Origin of the sequence: Arthrobacter sp. zg-Y238 (genome assembly GCF_024385525.1) — a bacterium.
Lineage (GTDB): Bacteria > Actinomycetota > Actinomycetes > Actinomycetales > Micrococcaceae > Arthrobacter_B > Arthrobacter_B jinronghuae.
The window spans coordinates 341,422-357,943 of record NZ_JANFLU010000011.1 but is presented as its reverse complement, the minus strand read 5'-3'; the positions used below and the strand labels follow the sequence as shown (position 1 = coordinate 357,943).

18 protein-coding genes are annotated in these 16,522 nt (G+C 65.7%); 10 read left to right on the top strand and 8 right to left on the bottom strand.

All coding sequences use genetic code 11. The features are described from left to right. Positions 1-17 precede the first annotated feature (17 nt). Positions 18-1,691 carry a catalase gene (locus NNX38_RS13410; protein WP_255798458.1) on the bottom strand — a complete coding sequence of 558 codons (1,674 nt, stop codon included), beginning with the start codon at positions 1,689-1,691 and terminating at the stop codon, positions 18-20. A 140-nt stretch (positions 1,692-1,831) separates the two neighbouring features. Here NNX38_RS13410 and NNX38_RS13405 point away from each other — a divergent pair, with 140 nt between their 5' ends. After that, complete coding sequence (locus NNX38_RS13405; protein ID WP_255798457.1) at positions 1,832-2,257, top strand: pyridoxamine 5'-phosphate oxidase family protein; 426 nt, start codon at positions 1,832-1,834, stop codon at positions 2,255-2,257. Here NNX38_RS13405 and NNX38_RS13400 read toward each other — a convergent pair. After that, positions 2,254-3,150 carry a phosphodiesterase gene (locus NNX38_RS13400; RefSeq protein WP_255798456.1) on the bottom strand — a complete coding sequence of 299 codons (897 nt, stop codon included), beginning with the start codon at positions 3,148-3,150 and terminating at the stop codon, positions 2,254-2,256. The genes NNX38_RS13405 and NNX38_RS13400 overlap by 4 nt on opposite strands. 191 nt (positions 3,151-3,341) lie before the next feature. Here NNX38_RS13400 and NNX38_RS16960 point away from each other — a divergent pair, with 191 nt between their 5' ends. Then, positions 3,342-3,983, top strand: coding sequence for a hypothetical protein (locus NNX38_RS16960; RefSeq protein WP_308219834.1), 642 nt, complete (start codon positions 3,342-3,344; stop codon positions 3,981-3,983). Between the two features lie 9 nt (positions 3,984-3,992). On the opposite strand, the gene NNX38_RS13390 is transcribed toward NNX38_RS16960, so the two are convergent. Beyond that, a complete protein-coding gene (locus tag NNX38_RS13390; protein ID WP_255798455.1) occupies positions 3,993-4,742 on the bottom strand; it encodes a sulfite exporter TauE/SafE family protein in 750 nt (249 codons plus the stop codon). 110 nt (positions 4,743-4,852) lie between these two features. Here NNX38_RS13390 and NNX38_RS13385 point away from each other — a divergent pair, with 110 nt between their 5' ends. Genes NNX38_RS13385 through NNX38_RS13355 form a run of 7 tightly spaced genes read left to right on the top strand, consistent with a single transcriptional unit; the run spans position 4,853 to position 10,197 of the window. Further along, the gene (locus NNX38_RS13385) at positions 4,853-5,155 is read left to right on the top strand and encodes an urease subunit gamma (protein ID WP_255798454.1); all 303 of its coding nucleotides are present in this window, start codon (positions 4,853-4,855) and stop codon (positions 5,153-5,155) included. A 2-nt stretch (positions 5,156-5,157) separates the two neighbouring features. Further along, positions 5,158-5,469 (top strand): urease subunit beta, encoded by a 312-nt coding sequence (locus NNX38_RS13380; RefSeq protein WP_255798650.1) that lies wholly within the window; start codon positions 5,158-5,160, stop codon positions 5,467-5,469. A 2-nt stretch (positions 5,470-5,471) separates the two neighbouring features. Further along, the gene (locus NNX38_RS13375) at positions 5,472-7,178 is read left to right on the top strand and encodes an urease subunit alpha (protein ID WP_255798453.1); all 1,707 of its coding nucleotides are present in this window, start codon (positions 5,472-5,474) and stop codon (positions 7,176-7,178) included. Between the two features lie 8 nt (positions 7,179-7,186). Next, positions 7,187-7,870, top strand: a complete 684-nt coding sequence (locus NNX38_RS13370; protein WP_255798452.1) for an urease accessory protein UreF — start codon at positions 7,187-7,189, stop codon at positions 7,868-7,870. Further along, entirely contained in the window at positions 7,863-8,618 is a 756-nt protein-coding gene (gene ureG, locus NNX38_RS13365; RefSeq protein ID WP_255798451.1) for an urease accessory protein UreG, read from the top strand. The genes NNX38_RS13370 and ureG overlap by 8 nt, the downstream gene beginning before the upstream one ends. After that, on the top strand, positions 8,572-9,456 hold the full coding sequence (locus NNX38_RS13360; protein ID WP_255798450.1) for an urease accessory protein UreD: 885 nt from the start codon (positions 8,572-8,574) through the stop codon (positions 9,454-9,456). The genes ureG and NNX38_RS13360 overlap by 47 nt, the downstream gene beginning before the upstream one ends. 18 nt (positions 9,457-9,474) lie before the next feature. After that, the gene (locus tag NNX38_RS13355) at positions 9,475-10,197 is read left to right on the top strand and encodes an ATP-binding cassette domain-containing protein (RefSeq protein WP_255798449.1); all 723 of its coding nucleotides are present in this window, start codon (positions 9,475-9,477) and stop codon (positions 10,195-10,197) included. 45 nt (positions 10,198-10,242) lie between these two features. Here NNX38_RS13355 and NNX38_RS13350 read toward each other — a convergent pair whose 3' ends face one another. Next, a complete protein-coding gene (locus NNX38_RS13350; protein WP_255798448.1) occupies positions 10,243-11,340 on the bottom strand; it encodes a HoxN/HupN/NixA family nickel/cobalt transporter in 1,098 nt (365 codons plus the stop codon). A 108-nt stretch (positions 11,341-11,448) separates the two neighbouring features. Between NNX38_RS13350 and NNX38_RS13345 the strand changes: the two genes are divergently transcribed. Continuing rightward, entirely contained in the window at positions 11,449-12,099 is a 651-nt protein-coding gene (locus NNX38_RS13345; RefSeq protein ID WP_255798649.1) for an NADPH-dependent F420 reductase, read from the top strand. Between the two features lie 71 nt (positions 12,100-12,170). Here NNX38_RS13345 and NNX38_RS13340 read toward each other — a convergent pair whose 3' ends face one another. The 4 genes from NNX38_RS13340 to NNX38_RS13325 all read right to left on the bottom strand — a co-directional run bounded on the left by NNX38_RS13340 (position 12,171) and on the right by NNX38_RS13325 (position 16,401). Next, positions 12,171-13,187 carry a zinc-binding dehydrogenase gene (locus NNX38_RS13340; protein ID WP_255798447.1) on the bottom strand — a complete coding sequence of 339 codons (1,017 nt, stop codon included), beginning with the start codon at positions 13,185-13,187 and terminating at the stop codon, positions 12,171-12,173. A gap of 132 nt (positions 13,188-13,319) precedes the next feature. Then, on the bottom strand, positions 13,320-14,375 hold the full coding sequence (locus tag NNX38_RS13335) for a zinc-dependent alcohol dehydrogenase family protein (protein ID WP_255798446.1): 1,056 nt from the start codon (positions 14,373-14,375) through the stop codon (positions 13,320-13,322). A 148-nt stretch (positions 14,376-14,523) separates the two neighbouring features. Then, positions 14,524-14,937, bottom strand: a complete 414-nt coding sequence (locus tag NNX38_RS13330; RefSeq protein ID WP_255798445.1) for a YchJ family protein — start codon at positions 14,935-14,937, stop codon at positions 14,524-14,526. Positions 14,938-14,964: 27 nt separating this feature from the next. After that, positions 14,965-16,401 (bottom strand): serine/threonine-protein kinase, encoded by a 1,437-nt coding sequence (locus NNX38_RS13325; protein ID WP_255798444.1) that lies wholly within the window; start codon positions 16,399-16,401, stop codon positions 14,965-14,967. Positions 16,402-16,522: the final 121 nt, after the last annotated feature.

The window sequence follows — 16,522 nt, the reverse complement described above, 5'->3', positions numbered from 1 at the left end:
CGTTGTGTGAAAGCTAATTACCGGGAAACTACCACGTGCTCATTGGGCACGCAGTGAGTCATGGTCAGGCCTTCGACGTTCCGGGGACCGTTATGGCCCAGGTTCTTCATGCGCTCGGTTTCTTCCTCATTGAGCGTCTGGGTGGCCAGCGGGCCGAGATCCTTGATCTCGTCCAAGCTGATGCCCAGGCCCTCTCCGACGCGTGCGCCCAGCTCGTCGTCGGTCATGTAGAAGTGCCAGAGCATGCGCTCCTGCACCGGGCGGACAGCCTGGCCGACGTTGGCAATGAAGTTGGCGACCAAGTCGTCCTTCTCCCACTGCTCCATCAGCTGGTAGCGCTGGCCGGCCTGCATGTAGTCGTTCGTGCGGGGCAGGCGGGCGCGGGTCAGGCGACCCTCAAGCTCGGGACCGACTTCAGCCTGTTCCGGCTTGGGTGCTTCCTGCAGGCCGCCGGTGATGTTCGGCTCGTAGTTCACGTGCGGGTTCTGCCCCGGCGCGAGGTCGGTGCCGTAGGACATCTGGCCGCCGCGCTGGTTGGTGGCGACCCGTGCGTTCTTCGCCGAGTTCACCGGAAGCTGCAGGTAGTTCGGGCCTACGCGGTAACGCTGCGTATCGGAGTAGCTGAACGTACGGCCAACGAGCATCTTGTCGTCGGAGAATTCCAGCCCGTCCACCAGAACACCGGTACCGAAAGCAATCTGCTCGTTTTCGTTGTGGTGGTCGGTGACGTTGCGGTTCAGGGTCATGGTGCCAATGAGCTTGGGTTCGAAATCCTGCTCCGGCCACGTCTTGGTGTCATCCAGCGGATCGAAGTCCAGTTCCGGATGGTCGTGGTCATCCATCATCTGGACGTACAGGTCCCACTTCGGGTAGTCGCCGCGTTCGATGGCCTCGTAGAGGTCCTTCGACGCATGGCCCAGATCATTGGCCTGGATGTTGGCGGCGTCTTCCTCGGTGAGGGACTTCACGCCTTCCCGCGGCTGGAAGTGGTACTTGACCAGCTTCGACTCGCCGGCAGCGTTGACCCAGCGGTAGGTGTTAACGCCGAAGCCCTGCATGTGGCGGTAGTCGGCCGGGATGCCGCGCGGGCTGAAGAGGTTCACCAGCATGTGCATGGCTTCGGGAGTCTGCGACATGAAGTCGAAGATGCGGGCCGGTTCCTGGCGGAAGGTGACGGGGTCCGGCTTCAGGGAGTGGATCACGTCGGGGAACTTGATGGCATCGCGGATGAAGAAGACGCCGAGGTTGTTGCCGACCAGGTCCCAGTTGCCGTCTTCGGTGTAGAACTTCACGGCAAAGCCGCGCGGGTCACGGGCGGTCTCCGAAGAGTCCCGGCCACCGATAACCGAGGAAAGGCGGATGGCCAGGTCGGTCTTCTTGCCCGGCTCGGAGAAAAGCTTGGCGCGGGTGTACTTGGCAATGGGCTCGTCGCCCCACTTGCCGGTCGCTTCGAACTCGCCGTACGCCACGAAGCCGCGGGCGTGGACCACGCGCTCGGGGATCCGCTCACGGTCGAAGTGGCTGATCTTCTCGAGGAGCTGGTAGTTCTCCAGCGTGGCCGGGCCACGAGCTCCCACAGTCCGGGTGTTCTGGTTGTCGTAGACCGGGTGTCCCTGGCGTGTGGTCAGGGTCTTCGGGTCTCCGGCGTCGTTCTGGCCGGTAGTGGAATGCTGCTGTCCTGCGTCTGTCATAACGTGTGCTCCTCGGTGGTGAGGTCTATTGCTGGCTGGCAATACTACCTACTCCACTCTCTTGCAAGGGTAGGGACAGAGTCAAGTTCATAAGCAACCTGATGGTGGCGGTCCGGAGGTGCTGTTGGCACACTGTGTGAATGACTAATGAAGAGCTGCCGCCCGTGGTTGAACTGTCTTCAGAAGAAAGCTGGAAGTTTCTGGAACACACGCATCACGGCCGTCTTGCGGTCAGCGTGGCTAACCGCCCCAGCATCTATCCCATCAACTATCTGGCGCACGACGGCGTACTCCTCCTTCGCACCGCGCCGGGCACGAAGCTGGCGGAAATGGCGGTCAATACGCACGTAGCGTTCGAAGCCGACGGCATCCACAGTGACCAGGCCTGGTCCGTCATCGTCAAGGGAACAACCCGCTTCCTGGAGACGGGGGCCGAGATCGAAGCCGCGGACAGCCTTCCCCTGCAGCCCTGGGTTCGAACGGAGAAGTACCGCTACGTGGAGATTGTGCCCGAAACCGTCACCGGCCGGTTCTTCAACCTGGGTCCGGACCCGTCCCGGGACTAGGCGGATGTCAGTGTGAGCGCACCTGGTAGCCGGATACCTGCCTCCGCCAGGCGGGCAGCGGTTTCCTCCGGCCCCACCTGCTCCCCCACGGTGCCGCTTTCCTCCATGGGCACCACGGAGTGCACCACCGAATCCTCGTAGAGGTGGACCATGTTGTAGCCCTGGCCCGCGTCCTGGCCGCGGGTCCCCGGCGTCGCGAGGTCCTGCGTGTAACAGGTGGCTGACGCTACGGACACGGGGATTCCGGCGAAGGTGCTGAAGGTCGAATAGTGCAGGTGCCCGGCGATGATGGCCCGGACATCGCTGCCCGCCAAGACGCCTGCAAGCCGGTGCTGATGCCGCAGTTCAACCAGGACGGCGAGGTCCTGCACGCTGGGGACCGGCGGATGGTGCATGGCCAGGATGGTTCCCTCCGGAGCGGCCTTCTGCAGTTCCCGCCGCAGCCAGGCAAGCTGGCTGTCGCTGAGCTCCCCGTGGTGGTGGTCCGGGACGGTGGTGTCGAGGGTGATGATCCGCAGCCCGCCGAGGTGGTGCACCTGGTCCACCGGCGACATTTCCGGAGCCTCGTTTAGCAGGACCTGGCGGAAAGCCGCCCGGTTGTCGTGGTTGCCCATCGCCCAGATCACCCGGGAACCCATCCGTTCAGCGGCAGGGATAACGATCTCCCGGAGCTTGGCGTAGGCGCCGGCTTCACCGCGGTCCGCCAGGTCGCCGGTGAAAATAAGAGCTTCGGGCTGTTGTCCGCTGTCTTCGAGACGGGCGAAAAGTGCACGAAGTTTGGCATAGCTGTCCACTGCGCCATACAGGCGGTTGTCACCCCCGAGCAGGTGCGTGTCGCTGAGATGGAGGAGGAAATGACGCGGGCGAGGATGCTCACCCGGGAGGAATTCCATCGGAACCTTCTTGTGTCGACAGCTGCTGCGGCGTACCCCTTTATAAAAGCAGACAAGGCGACCGGTGAGTAACCTGTTCCCCCGCGTTTCGGACATTTTCGCCCGGCTCTTCGCCACCGTTCGTTCCAGCGTCTACTCTGGCGCAGGCACCGCGGCGGCCGTAGGCTCAGAATTGAATCGAAGGGACTCCCATGAAACTCAGCCATATTCCCCTGCGCCTGACCACCGGCGCCTACATCCTCAATTCCGGTCTCAATAAGCGCAATCTGGATGCGGAGAGCGCCGCGTACCTGCAGCAGATGGCCGCCAAAGCCTTTCCCCAGGTCCAGGACATTGAACCGGCGAAATTCGGCAAGCTGCTGAGCAACGCGGAGATCTGCGTGGGACTGTCCCTGCTGCTCCCGTTCGTTCCCAGCCGCCTGGCCGGGCTCATTTTGGGCGGCTTCTCCGGCGGCATGATCCGGATGTACCTCATGACGCCGGAAATGACGGAAGCGGATGGCATCCGCCCCTCCCCCGACGGCATGGGGCTGGCAAAGGACACCTGGATGGCCGGCATTGCCACCGCACTGGTCCTGGACCGCAAACGGCCGAAGACCAAGGTCAAGGTCGTCAAGGTTCCGACGCCGGTGATGGGTACCGCGGCAGCGGTCGGCGCCAAGGGCGCAGGCAAGGCAGCGGCGAAGGCGGGCAAGACGGCCAAAGCCGCCAAGACTGCGAAGGCAGCCAAAGCCGACAAGTCCGGGAAGGCCGTGAAGGTTGCCAAGGCGGCTGCAGCCGTGAAGGTTGCCAAGGCCGCCAAGGAGCGTGCGGGAAAGTCCGGCGGCAAATAGGCTCTGCGGCTACTGCAGGTCGATGATCCCCTTGACCAGGGCGGACACGGCTCCCAGGTAGGCCAGAACGACGACGACGCGGCGGGCCGTGGACTCGGGAACGTGCGGTGCCAGCCGGCTTCCGGTTCGTAGCCCGGCAACGGTGAGGATGCCGAGCAGTACCCAGAGCCACCAGGACAGCTGCGGCCACTCCCCCGGGTCCACCACGGCGTGGGCCGCCAGGGTCACAATGCTCAGCGTGGCAAGGAAGGGCTGCATGGTCGCCATGAAGGATGCCTGCGGCCACTTGGCCAGGACTGCGTAGGCGCTCACGGCTGGAACCCCGGCTCCGGCCATGGAGTTGCTGATTCCGGCTAAAAGTCCTGCGGCAGCTTTCGGCGAACCTCCGCGCAGCACCATCTCGGTCCGGTTCAGCACCAGGGATGACGTCAGGGCGGCGAGCATAAAAACACCGACTCCGATTTCCAGCGGTCCCACCGGAAGGACCGACGCCGCATATGTTCCCAGCAGCACGCCGAGCGCCGCCGGCACGGCCAGCGAGACGTACATTTTCCAGTCGATACGCTGCCAGACGTGCCGGATCACCAGACCGGCGGCCAGCATGCCGCACACATTGGTGACCACGACACCCGGGTACGGGCCGAGGGCAACGATGAAGAACGGCGCCAGCAGGAGTCCGAAGCCAATCCCGGCCACACGCTGCGCGATTCCCCCAACAAAGACGGCGACCAAGATCGCCAGCAGCAGTCCGGAACTCACTGCCGAAGTCTATGGCGGAAGACTCCCGGCTCCCAATTTCGACGTTTAGGTTTCGAGGTTTAGGCAAATTACGCAACACCCCGGAAACAACCCGGTGGCACAATCGGCGCATGTTCCTCACTCCCGCTGATAAGGACAAGCTGCTGCTCAGTGTTGCCGGCATGGTGGCACGGGACCGCAGGGAACGCGGCATCCGGCTCAACTATCCCGAGGCCGTGGCCCTGCTTTCCTGCTGGGTGATGGAACGGGCACGCGAGGGCGGGCTGGTTGCCGACCTGATGAGCGAGGGCCGCTCGGTCCTGCGCCGCGACGAAGTGATGGAGGGGGTGCCGGAAATGCTTCCGGACCTGCAGATTGAAGCGACCTTTCCTGACGGCCGCAAACTGGTCACTATTACGGACCCGATCTCATGAGCATGGTTCCCGGCGAAATCCGTACCGCGCAGGGAGACGTGGAGATCAATGCCGGACGCGAGACCCGCAGCTTGGTAGTGACCAACGACGGCGACCGTCCGGTCCAGATCGGCTCCCACTTCCACTTCGCGGACGTGAATTCGGCGCTGCGCTTCGACCGGGACGCCGCCGTCGGCTTCCGGCTGGGCGTCCCGGCAGGTACGGCCGTCCGCTTTGAACCCGGCGCCTCCCGCGAGGTAACCCTCGTCCGGTTGGCTGGCAGCGGCAAGGTTCCCGGCCTTCAACTACGGGGTACCGCGACGGAAGGGGCCTGAACATGCGGATCAGCAGGGATGAATACGCCCACCTATACGGCCCCACCACGGGCGACTCGGTCCGGCTGGGCGATACCGATCTTTGGATCAGCCCGGAACAGGATTACACCTTCGGCGGGGATGAATCCGTCTTCGGAGGCGGCAAGAACATCCGCGAGTCCATGGCCCAGTCCACCCGTACTTCCGCCGAGGGTGCTCCGGACCTGGTAATCACCAACGTCGTCATCGTGGACCACTGGGGCATTGTTCGCGCCGACGTCGGCGTCCGGAACGGCCGGATAGCGGGCATCGGGAAGTCCGGCAACCCGGACATCATGGACGGAATCGATCCGGCGCTGGTCATCGGCCCCGGGACCGAGATCATTTCCGGCGAGCGCCGGATCCTCACTGCCGGCGGAATCGACACCCACGTCCACCTGCTGGGCACCGATGCCCTGCGGGAGGCGCTTGCCTCCGGCATCACGACCGTGGGCGGCGGCGGCACCGGTCCGGCCGAAGGGTCCAAGGCGACGACCGTGACGCCGGGCGCCTGGAACCTGCAGGTGATGCACCGGGCGCTGGACCACCTGCCGCTGAACTTCCTGCTCTACGGCAAGGGCAACACGGTCAGCCAGGCCGGGCTGGAAGAGCAGGCACTTGCCGGCGCCGCAGGCTACAAGGTACACGAGGACTGGGGGTCGACGCCGGCCGCCATCGACGCCGCGTTGACCGCCGCGGACCGGTGGGGCGTGCAGGTGGCGTTGCACGCGGATTCACTGAACGAGGCCGGCTATGTGCAGAACACGCTGGACGCGATCAACGGCCGCGGCATCCATGTGTTCCACGCCGAGGGCGCCGGCGGCGGGCATGCCCCGGACATCATCACGGTGGCTGCCGCCGCGAATGTCCTGCCGGCGTCAACCAACCCGACCCTCCCCTTCACGGTCAACACCGTGGCGGAGCATCTGGACATGCTGATGGTCTGCCATCACCTGAATCCGCGGATCCCCGAGGACCTGGCCTTTGCCGAGTCCCGGATCCGGGCCAACACCATGATGGCCGAGGACGTCCTCCAGGACCTCGGCGCCATGTCCATCACCTCTTCCGACGCCCAGGCCATGGGCCGCATCGGCGAAACGATCACCCGTACCTGGCAGGTGGCGCACGTTATGAAGGACTACATGGGCGCCACGGCGTCCCAGCTACCGGCCGACAATGAGCGGGTGCGCCGCTACATTGCCAAATACACCATCTGCCCTGCGGTGGCGCACGGCATCGACCATGAGGTCGGCTCCGTCGAGGTCGGCAAAATGGCGGACCTGGTGCTGTGGGATCCGGCGTTCTTCGGTATCCGTCCGACGCTGGTGATCAAGGGCGGAGCCATTGTGGCCGGCCAGATGGGTGATCCCAATGCCACCCTGCCCACGCCCCAGCCCGTCTGGATGCGGGAAGCGCTGGCGGGAACGGCGTCGTCGGCTCCGCATCTGTCCACCTCCTTTGTGGCGCCGGCAGCGCTCGAGAACGGACTGGCGGACCGGCTCGGTCTGACCCGGACGCTGACCGCCATCCGTTCCACCCGGGACGTCACCAAGGCATCACTGCCGAATAACACGGCGCTGCCGGACATCCAGGTGAACCCGGAAACATTTATGGTCAGCATCGACGGGCAGGTCATCGAACCGGCTCCCGTATCCGAGCTGCCCCTGACCCAGCGCTACTCGCTGTTCTAGGGGGAACGATGCTGCTAGCTCCCGACGCCGGCGTTGCCGCTTTCCTGCTGGCCGATTCACGGTTGCCGTCCGGAGCGTACTCGCATTCGGCGGGCCTGGAGCCGGCGGTCCTGGCCGGCCTGGACGTCGACGGCGTGTATCCCTACCTGCTCGCCCGGCTGCACACGGTGGTCCGGGTGGAAACCGCCGCCGCCGTGCTGGCACACAGGTCCGCCTGCGGCATAGCGGGCATCGGCTTTGCCCGGATCGAAGCTGCCCTCGACGCGCGGACACCCTCCGCAGCGCAGCGGGAGGCCTCGCGCCGTCTGGGCCGGGGCATGCTGCGCCTGGCCGGGAAGCTGAAACCGGACTCTCCCGCCGTCGTCGAGCTGCAGCGGACCGTTCCGCGCCCCACCCGTCCGGTGGCGCTGGGCGTCACCGCCGCCGCGCTCGGCGTCGGCGAGCTGCAGCTCGCCCGGCTCTGCTGCTATGACGATGCGCAGTCGGTGGTGGCGGCCGCCCTGAAGCTGCTGCCCATCGATCCGATGGATGCCACCGCCTGGATCCTGGACGCCGCCGAAGAGATTGACGCCGTCGCCGTGGAATCGCTGCTCGTCGGTGGCCTAGACGATATTCCTGCCCTCAGTGCCCCGTTGATGGAGCACTGGGCCGAAGACCACACCACTAGAACAAGGAGACTATTCGTTGCCTGACAATTCGTTCCCCGCCGCTGCCCCGTCCACCCGATCGCTGCGCCTGGGAGTTGCCGGTCCGGTCGGCACCGGCAAGAGCTCGTTGATTGCCACCATCTGCCGGGCCATGGCCGGTGAGCTGCAGATCGGCGTGATCACCAACGACATCTACACGGATGAGGATGCCCGGTTCCTCCGCTCCGCGGGCGTTCTCCCGGAAGAGCGTATCCGCGCAGTGGAAACCGGTGCCTGTCCCCACACCGCCATCCGCGATGACGTGACCACCAACCTGCTTGCCGTGGAGGACCTGGAGTCGGACTTCGCGCCGCTGGACCTCGTCCTGGTCGAAAGCGGCGGCGACAACCTCACTGCCACCTTCTCCCCTGCCCTGGTGGACGCGCAGATCTTTGTCCTGGACGTCGCCGGCGGCGGCGATGTCGCCCGGAAGGGCGGACCGGGTATTGCCCGTGCCGATCTGCTGGTGATCAACAAAATCGATCTGGCCCCGTACGTGGAAGTCGACGTGGAACAGATGGTGGCGGACGCCGTCGCGGCCAGGGAAGGAGCTCCGGTGCTGGCCCTCTCCCGCAAGCAGCAGGACACCGTGGACGAACTCTGCGCCTGGGTCCGCGGGTTGGTGGCCCTGCACCGGTCCGGGCAGCACACGCCGCAGGATCCCGGGCCCATGGCTCCGCATTTCCATGCGGACGAAGACGGCGGGTTTGTCCACACGCACGGGGATGAAGACGCTGTCCCCCACCAGCACTGAGCGGGTGCCTGCTTCCGCGCCGGCCGGCGCACACCCCGGGCAGCGGCCAACCCGCATCGCAGTGGAACCCTCCGGCGAGGGAGCACGCTTCGCGCTTCTGGACCAGGGACATTATCTGGCGCCCCGTCCGGTTGCCGGCGGATCGGGTTCCGGCGGATCGGGTTCCGGCGCGCGGCAGCTGCGGGTGGCGCTGATCGGAATCCACATGATGCTGCTCGGCGAAGATGATGTCCGGATTGAGGTGGCTGTGGGTCCGGGTGTCACCTTGGAGGTGGTCGAGCCGGCCGGCATGGTGGCTTACGACGCCGAGGGCAAGCAGTCCCGCTGGACGCTGGAGGCGGTGCTGGATGAGGGTGCGGTGCTGATCTGGGAGGGAGCGCCGTTTGTGGCTGCCGCCGGGTCCAACGTACTGCGCGAAACCCGTGTGAAGCTGGGCGCCGGCGCACGGGTGTTGATCCGCGAAACGCTGGTCCTCGGCCGCTCCGGCGAGGAGGCCGGGCCGCTGCGCAGCATCACCCGGCTGACCGGTCCGGACGCGGACTACCTGTACGAAGACCTTGATCTGCGCGGACCGCGCCGACGCGCCGTCGGCGTCCTGGGCTTCGCCAAGGTGCTCTCCAGTGCGACGGCGGCGGGCTGGCGGCCGCCGTCGCTGCATCCGACCGGCGGCGCCAGGCCAGGTGACGGCGGTGCGCGGCGGCTGGAGTTTGCTGCGGAGGGGGCAGCGATTCGGGCACTTGCCGGTACGGCACATGAAGCCGCACGGGAAACCGACCCCGTCTACCGGTCCTGGAAGGACCGGTTGCTGGGTGAACCTGACCCGATCCTTCAAGCCTGAACATGGCACAATCTGCGTATGTTCACGGACCGATTCCCCATCCGCCAGGTTCGGGAGCATCCCTTGGAACCTCTGGACCGGCAGAAGTGGCCTGCAACCCTGCCTCCTGTGGCCCAGTTGCTGGATGCGGGGCTTGACCTTGCCCGCGCCACGGTCTTCGTGGGCGAAAACGGTTCCGGCAAGTCCACGCTGATCGAATCGGTGGCACTGGCCTTTGGCCTGTCCCCCGAAGGCGGTTCCACCGGCGCCCGTCACACTACCCGCAGCACCGAATCGGAGCTCAGCGGCCACCTGCAGCTGGTGCGTAATCCCGGCGCGACAAAGCGGGGCTATTTCCTGCGTGCCGAGACGATGCATGGCTTCTTCACCTACTTGGAGCAGAACCCCTCCACGGCCCGCCTGGATGTGGAGTTCCATTCCCTCTCGCACGGGGAATCCTTCCTGGCCCTGGCGTCGGACAGGTTCCGCGGACCGGGGCTGTGGGTCCTGGACGAACCCGAATCCGCGTTGTCCTTCTCCGGTTGCCTGGCCCTGCTGGGTGTCCTCAAGGACAAGCTCGCAGACGGCAAATCACAGGTCCTGCTCTCCACCCACTCACCGCTTCTCGCCGCGCTTCCGGGAGCCCGGATCCTCGAGCTGGGTCCGTGGGGATTCCGGGAGCGCCAGTGGGGCGAACTGGATCTGGTGACCAATTGGAAGAGTTTCCTCGACGGCCCGGAACGCTACCTGCACCGGCTGTAACGCTCAGGAGGGGCCCCCAGTAGTCAGGTATTTCCACGGGCGGAATCAGGCCCGCTCAGAAACACTCAGCCGATCCCCCGAGACCCGCCGCAACGCGTAAGCGATTCCCCAGACGCCAACAAACAGACCCACCACTCCGAAACCGAAATACTCCAGGTCCAGGTTCCCCAGCCACGCGACCGGCCCCGATTCCAGCGCCAGCGTCTCGGTGAACAGTCCGCCAAGCACCACAGCGCCGACACCGAAGGCAGCCAGCACCGAAACGGCCGTAATGACCAGGTTGTAGAACAGTTTGCGTTGTGGAGAGTCGAAGGCCCACCGGTAGACCCGGCTCATGAGGATCCCGTCCAGCGAATCGAAAAGCACCATGCCCGCGGTGAACAGCAGCGGCAGCACCATCACCGCCTGCCACGGCAGGACGACGACGGCGCCGCCCGCCACTACAAACAGGCCGATGGTGGTGGCGGTGTCCAGTCCGAGCCCGAACAGGAAGCCGAGTGGATACAGCTTCCAGGCCTTATCCACGCGGCGTGCCAGCGGAGCCAGCATCCGGGCAACCAATCCGCGCTGATCCAGCGTCCGCTCCAGCTCGACGTCGTTGTACCTCCCGGCCCGCAGTTTCCGGTACGCCCGGACAATGCCGCGCAGGGCAAGCAGGTTGATGGCACCGATTGCCAGCAGGAAGGTCCCGGAAACAGCCGGCCCCCACACCCCGGAAAACTGTCGAAGCACCGAAGCGTCATCGGTGAGCTGCCCGGCGACTACATTCACGCCGGCCGCGAGCAGCCCGACGGCGAGCAGCACAACGGTTGAATGGCCCAGGGCAAACCAGAAACCCGTCGAGACCGGCGCGTGGCCGCCGGCAGCCAGTTTCCGGCTCGTGTTATCGATCGCCGCGATGTGGTCCGCATCGAACGCATGCCGTACGCCCAGCAGGTAGGCGGTCAGGGCAAGTCCGGCGCCGAACCCTGATCCCGCAGCCGTGGTGTATCCGTGCGGTGCGACCGCCAGCAGGAAACCGCCCCACCCCAGCAGGTGGAGGGCGAGGACGGCGAGCCCCATCCACACCAGTGTGCGACGACGGCGGGGGTCCTGCGGGGCGGCTGGACCAGACAGGGCAATGGGACGGGAGGGTGCAGTCATGGGGCGATCGTAGGGAACTTAGATTTCCGCGACGTAACAGCAGGGCCGGAATATTTGGCAGCCTCCACGGTTATGCCCTTTATGAGCACACTGGAGAGCACACCTCGTATTCGGACCATCGGCTTTATCGGCAGCGGGAACATCGGGTCGCAGTTGGCTCGCCTGGCAGTGAAGCAGGGGTACGACGTCGTCCTCAGTAACTCACGGGACCCCGAGACCCTCCAGGTACTCATCATGGAATTGGGCGAGCATGCCCGTGCGGCCACCCCGGCCGAAGCCGCGAAAGCCTCAGACCTAGTGGTGGTGAGCATCCCGCTGAAGAACTACGCGGACGTGCGGGTGGAGGAACTGCGCGGCAAGACCGTCATCGACACCATGAACTACTACCCGCAGCGCGACGGGAACATTGCCGAGCTTGACGACGAGTCCATAACCACCAGCGAACTGCTGCAGAACCACCTTCCCGATTCGCACGTGGTGAAGGCGTTCAACAACATCATTGCGGACCACCTGACCAGCCAGGCCGCGCCCGCCGGAACGCCGAACCGCCGCGCGCTGCCGATAGCCGGCAACGACGCGGCGTCCAAGGAACTGGTCACGTCCCTGATAAACGAATTCGGGTTCGACGTCGTCAACGCCGGCCCGCTGGCCGAGGGCTGGCGCTGGCAGCGGGACACCCCCGCCTACGTGAAAGCGCTGGATACCAAGGGGCTGGAACAGGCCCTTGCGGAAGCCGTCCGCTACGCTGACATGCCGTAACGGCGCACGTAGAACGACAGCAGGAGCTCCCCGCCGCGGCGGAGAGCTCCTGCTGTTTACGGCCGGGGAAGCTACGGGATCAGCACCAGGCGGATCGGGTTGCCTTCCTTCGCGTCGAGCGCCTTGACCGCCTGCTCGGCGTCGGCCAGCGGAATGCGTGCGCTGACGGATTTGGCGAAGTCGAGCCGGCCCAGCCGGGCCAGGGACACCAGCTGCGGCACATGGTGGGCGTCCGAGCCGTAATGGCCGCGGATCTGCTTGCGTGCGTAGGAGAAACCGGTGCTGTCGTTGATGGTCATCGGCTTGCCGGACAGGCCCACGAGCACAAGACGTCCGCTCCGGCCCAGGCAGTTGATGGCCTGGGTCCGGACGGCGTCGACACCGGCGAAGTCCAGGGCGACGTCGAGCCCCTGGCCGGCGGTGGCGGCCTTCATCGAGTCCGAGAAATCCTCCGCCATCGGATCGAGGGCCAGATCCGCACCGAATTCCAGGGCACGCTCCCGGGCCTCGGGGATGGGATCAACGGCAATGATGGGCGCGGCACCAATCAGGCGCAGCAGCTGGACACCGTGGGCACCGAGCCCGCCGATGCCCCAGACGCCCACTGCTTCACCGGCGCGCACTTCAGCAGTGGAGGCAATGGCAGCCCAGGGAGTGGACACGGCGTCCGGAATGATGGATGCCTGGTCGAAGGGAATGTCATCCCCCAGCGGCACCAGCACACCGGCGGGAACCACGAGGTACTCGGCCCAGCCGCCGTCGAAATCAACGCCCATGGTCAGCGTGACGCCGTTGTACTCGTACCCGGCCTGCACCACCACCCGGTCGCCGGGAGCCACGGAGGTGACTCCTGCTCCGGGAAGGTCCACGGTGCCGGCCACCTCGTGGCCGAGGGTGACCTCGTTGCCCTCGAGGAACTGCGGACGCAGCATGCCCTGAATCAGGTGGACGTCGGACAGGCACACGCCCGCAGCTCCGACCTTGATACGGACAAAGCCCGGACCGGGATCGGGAATCGGAACTTCCTTCATGGCGAACGTGCCGGTCTCAACGTTGAGCCGTCCTGCAATCATGGTGCCGTTAGACATGGAAAACCTCTTCTGAACTCAGAACTGCGGGGGCAGACGCGGCCGCAGTTCTCATTATCTGCCCATGCCGCCGCTGCACACAAAGGCGGCAACCGGAACCGGCTGCCGCCCTCCTGCCCGCAGAAGAACCGTTCAGGCCTGCAGGATCACCTTGAGCGCGTTCGTTTCGGCGGCGCGGGAGAAGGTGTCGTAAGCCGTGAGGATGTCGGCCAGCGAATAGCGGTGGCTGATGAACTCCTCGGCCGGCAGCTTCCCCTCGGCAATCAGCTTCAGGAGCATGGACAGGGTATTCGTGTTGACCAGGCCCATGCTGATGTTGATGTTCTCGATCCACAGCCGGTCCAGCTCCAGGCTCACGGGCGTCCCATGCACCCCCACGTTGGCGACGTTGCCGCCTGGCCGGACGATACTGGTGCACATCTCGAACGTGGCAGGGATACCCACGGCCTCCACCGCGACGTCCACGCCCCAGCCGTCCGTCAGGTCCATGATCTGTTCCCGCCAGTTCTCATCCCCGGAGTTCACGCCGTGGGTGGCACCGAATTTTCGGGCCTGCTCCACCCGGTTGGCGTCCAGGTCCACGGCGATGATTTTCGCGGCACCGTACAGTCCCGAGGTGGCAATCACGGCCAGCCCCACGGGGCCCGCGCCGATCACTGCGACGACGTCGCCCGGCTGGACCTGCCCGTACTGCACACCCATTTCAAACCCGGTGGGGAAGATGTCGCTGAGCAGGACCCCGTGCTCCTGGGAGACGTTCTCCGGCAGCCGGTACATGGACGTGTCCGCGTAAGGCACACGGACGTACTCGGCCTGCGTCCCGTCGATCAGGTGTCCGAAGATCCAGCCGATACCGGACTGCCCTTCCTCTCCGGTGCAGTGCGAATAGAGCCCGTCCTTGCAGAAACTGCAGGAACCGTCAGCCGAGACGCAGGACAGGATCACTTTGTCGCCGGTCTTGAAGGCATTCACGCCGGAGCCGGTCTCCGTAACGGTGCCAACCCCCTCATGGCCAAGGATCCGGCCCGGCGTAACGGCCGGAACGTCGCCTTTGAGGATATGCAGGTCGGTGCCGCAGATGGTGGTGGTATCTATCTTGACGATGGCATCCCGCGGGTCTTGGATCTGAGGGTCGGGAACGTCCTTCCAGGACTTCTGGCCGGGGCCTTCGTAAACGAGTGCTTTCATAGTGTCCTCGCCTGCTCATCCGACTTACATGCAGGACCTCTGATGCGCCTGCGTTTCGGGAGCTTCCCTGAGCGGGCCTGTTTCGGGGCCGCCGTCGGATGCTTTCAAGCCTAGGTCCCGCCCGTGGCTGTCCGGAAGAAGCGGCGGGCTATCGGCCCTCCACATAGAGCCATTGGCCCCGTTCACGAACAAAGCTGCTTCTTTCCTGCTGTGTACCGCGCTGGCCGTCCTGCCGGTAGTGGGCACGGAACTCAACCATGCCGGTGTTGTCCAGGGGGCCGCCGCCGGAGGTGGAAAGGATATCCAGCCGCCGCCATTCGATCCCTGCGTCCAGCTCCAGGTTCGCGGGTCGGTGGTCCGGATGCCATGTGGCCAGCAGGTAGGGGACGTTACCGGTGGCGAAGGCGCTGTACCGCGAGCGCATCAGCGCCTCCGCGGTGGGGGCGGTGGCGGCTCCGGAGTGGAAGCGTCCGCAGCAGTTCCCGTAGGTTTCCCCGCTGAGGCAGGGGCACCGGCTTTCGTCGGTGACAGCGGTGGACGGGACGGGTGTAGAGGTACTCATCGTTCCAGTATCCCGCGGCTGGTCCGGCTACGGTCCGAAGTTGTCCTGCAGCCGCTCCAGGTTCTGCCCGATCTCCCCCGGAATGACGCCTCCGTCCGGCAGCGCCCCCACCCGCCCGAGCATCAGGACCACCGCTGCCGTCAGCACGGCCATCACCAGGACGGCAAGCAGGGCTCGTCCGGCGAAGGAGGGCCGCGGGTCGGCGAGCACCTGCACGCGCGGCGTCGGCTCGGACAACTGCCTTGCGGCTACCGTCCCTACAGTGGGCGGGGCACTCGGCGGAGACGTAATCTGCCCCGACAGGGCAGGCAGATCCGTGGGCGGAGGAACCGAGGGCAGCGGCGCCGACGGATGCCTGCCCAGGGCCTGGCCGCCGCCGGTTCCGTCATCGTCTCCCGGGGCGACGACGACGCCGGCTCCCCCGGTTTCGTCGTCTATCCCGGAGACGGCATCCGCCTGCGTGGGCGGTCCGCCCCACGGGTCCCACGCCGGATCGGCAGGAGCACGGTCAGCGGTCCCCGGAGGCCCGGCCGGTGCGGACGGTCCGGACGGTCCGGCGGCCAGCTGCGGGACTCGGCCCGGCTGCACCGTCCCTTCCGCCCACCGGTAGTCCAGCAGGGTCGCAGAGACTTCAGCTGCCGTCGGCCTCAGGTCCGGGTCCCGGCTGGTCATGGCGGACAGCAGGCCGCGCCAATGGCTTTCCAGCGAGTCGGGAATCTCGGGGTCACGGCTGAGGCGGGCGACCGCTGCCTCAATAGCACTGCCGTTGAACTCCACCCGTCCCGTGACGGATTCCAGCAGCACCAGGCCAAGGGAGTAAATATCACTTGCTGCCTCTGCCCCGAGTCCGGAAGCCTGCTCCGGGCTGAGGTAGTTGGCGGTGCCGAGGGTGGCACCGGCAGCAGTGATCCGGGCGCCTCCCAGGATCCGGGCGATACCGAAATCCGTCAGCTTGGCCCGCGGCGATGTCCCCGCGACAACCGGCGGCAGCAGGATATTTGCCGGCTTTACGTCGCGGTGAACCACGCCCCTGTCATGGATGTAGGCCAGGGCTCCTGCCAGTTCGGCCCCGATGGAGGGGACATCCGCAGACTGGACGGCGCCCTCGCGCAGGCGCTTGCGCAGGTCCGGACCGTCCACCAGCTCCATGACCAGATAGGTCCGTGGCTCTTCCGCCTTGACGTCGGCGCCGTCGGCGGGACCGGCGTCGTCCTTGCCCGCATCGAACAGGGTGACCAGGCCCGGATGCGAAAGTGAAGCGAGGAGGCGCATCTCGTTATCCTGCCGCCCAATGTCGTCCGGAGCCACGGCACTGGCACGGAAGACCTTAACCGCAATGTCGCGGCCGAGCGCTTCATCCTGGCCTCGATAGACGGTGGCCATGCCACCGCATCCAATGGGTTCGATGAGTCGGTATCGGCCTGCAATGAGCCTGTCGAGGCCACCCGTTGCGCTGGTTTCCATCCTGCAACCTTCTCTCGCCGCTAATAGCGTAGCTGAGCAGAATCGCTGCGTAGATGGCCCGTAACCACTTTTCTTTTACTCTGTTTTACCCCTCGTGGAAGCCCGTCTGCTGCGCTAAACT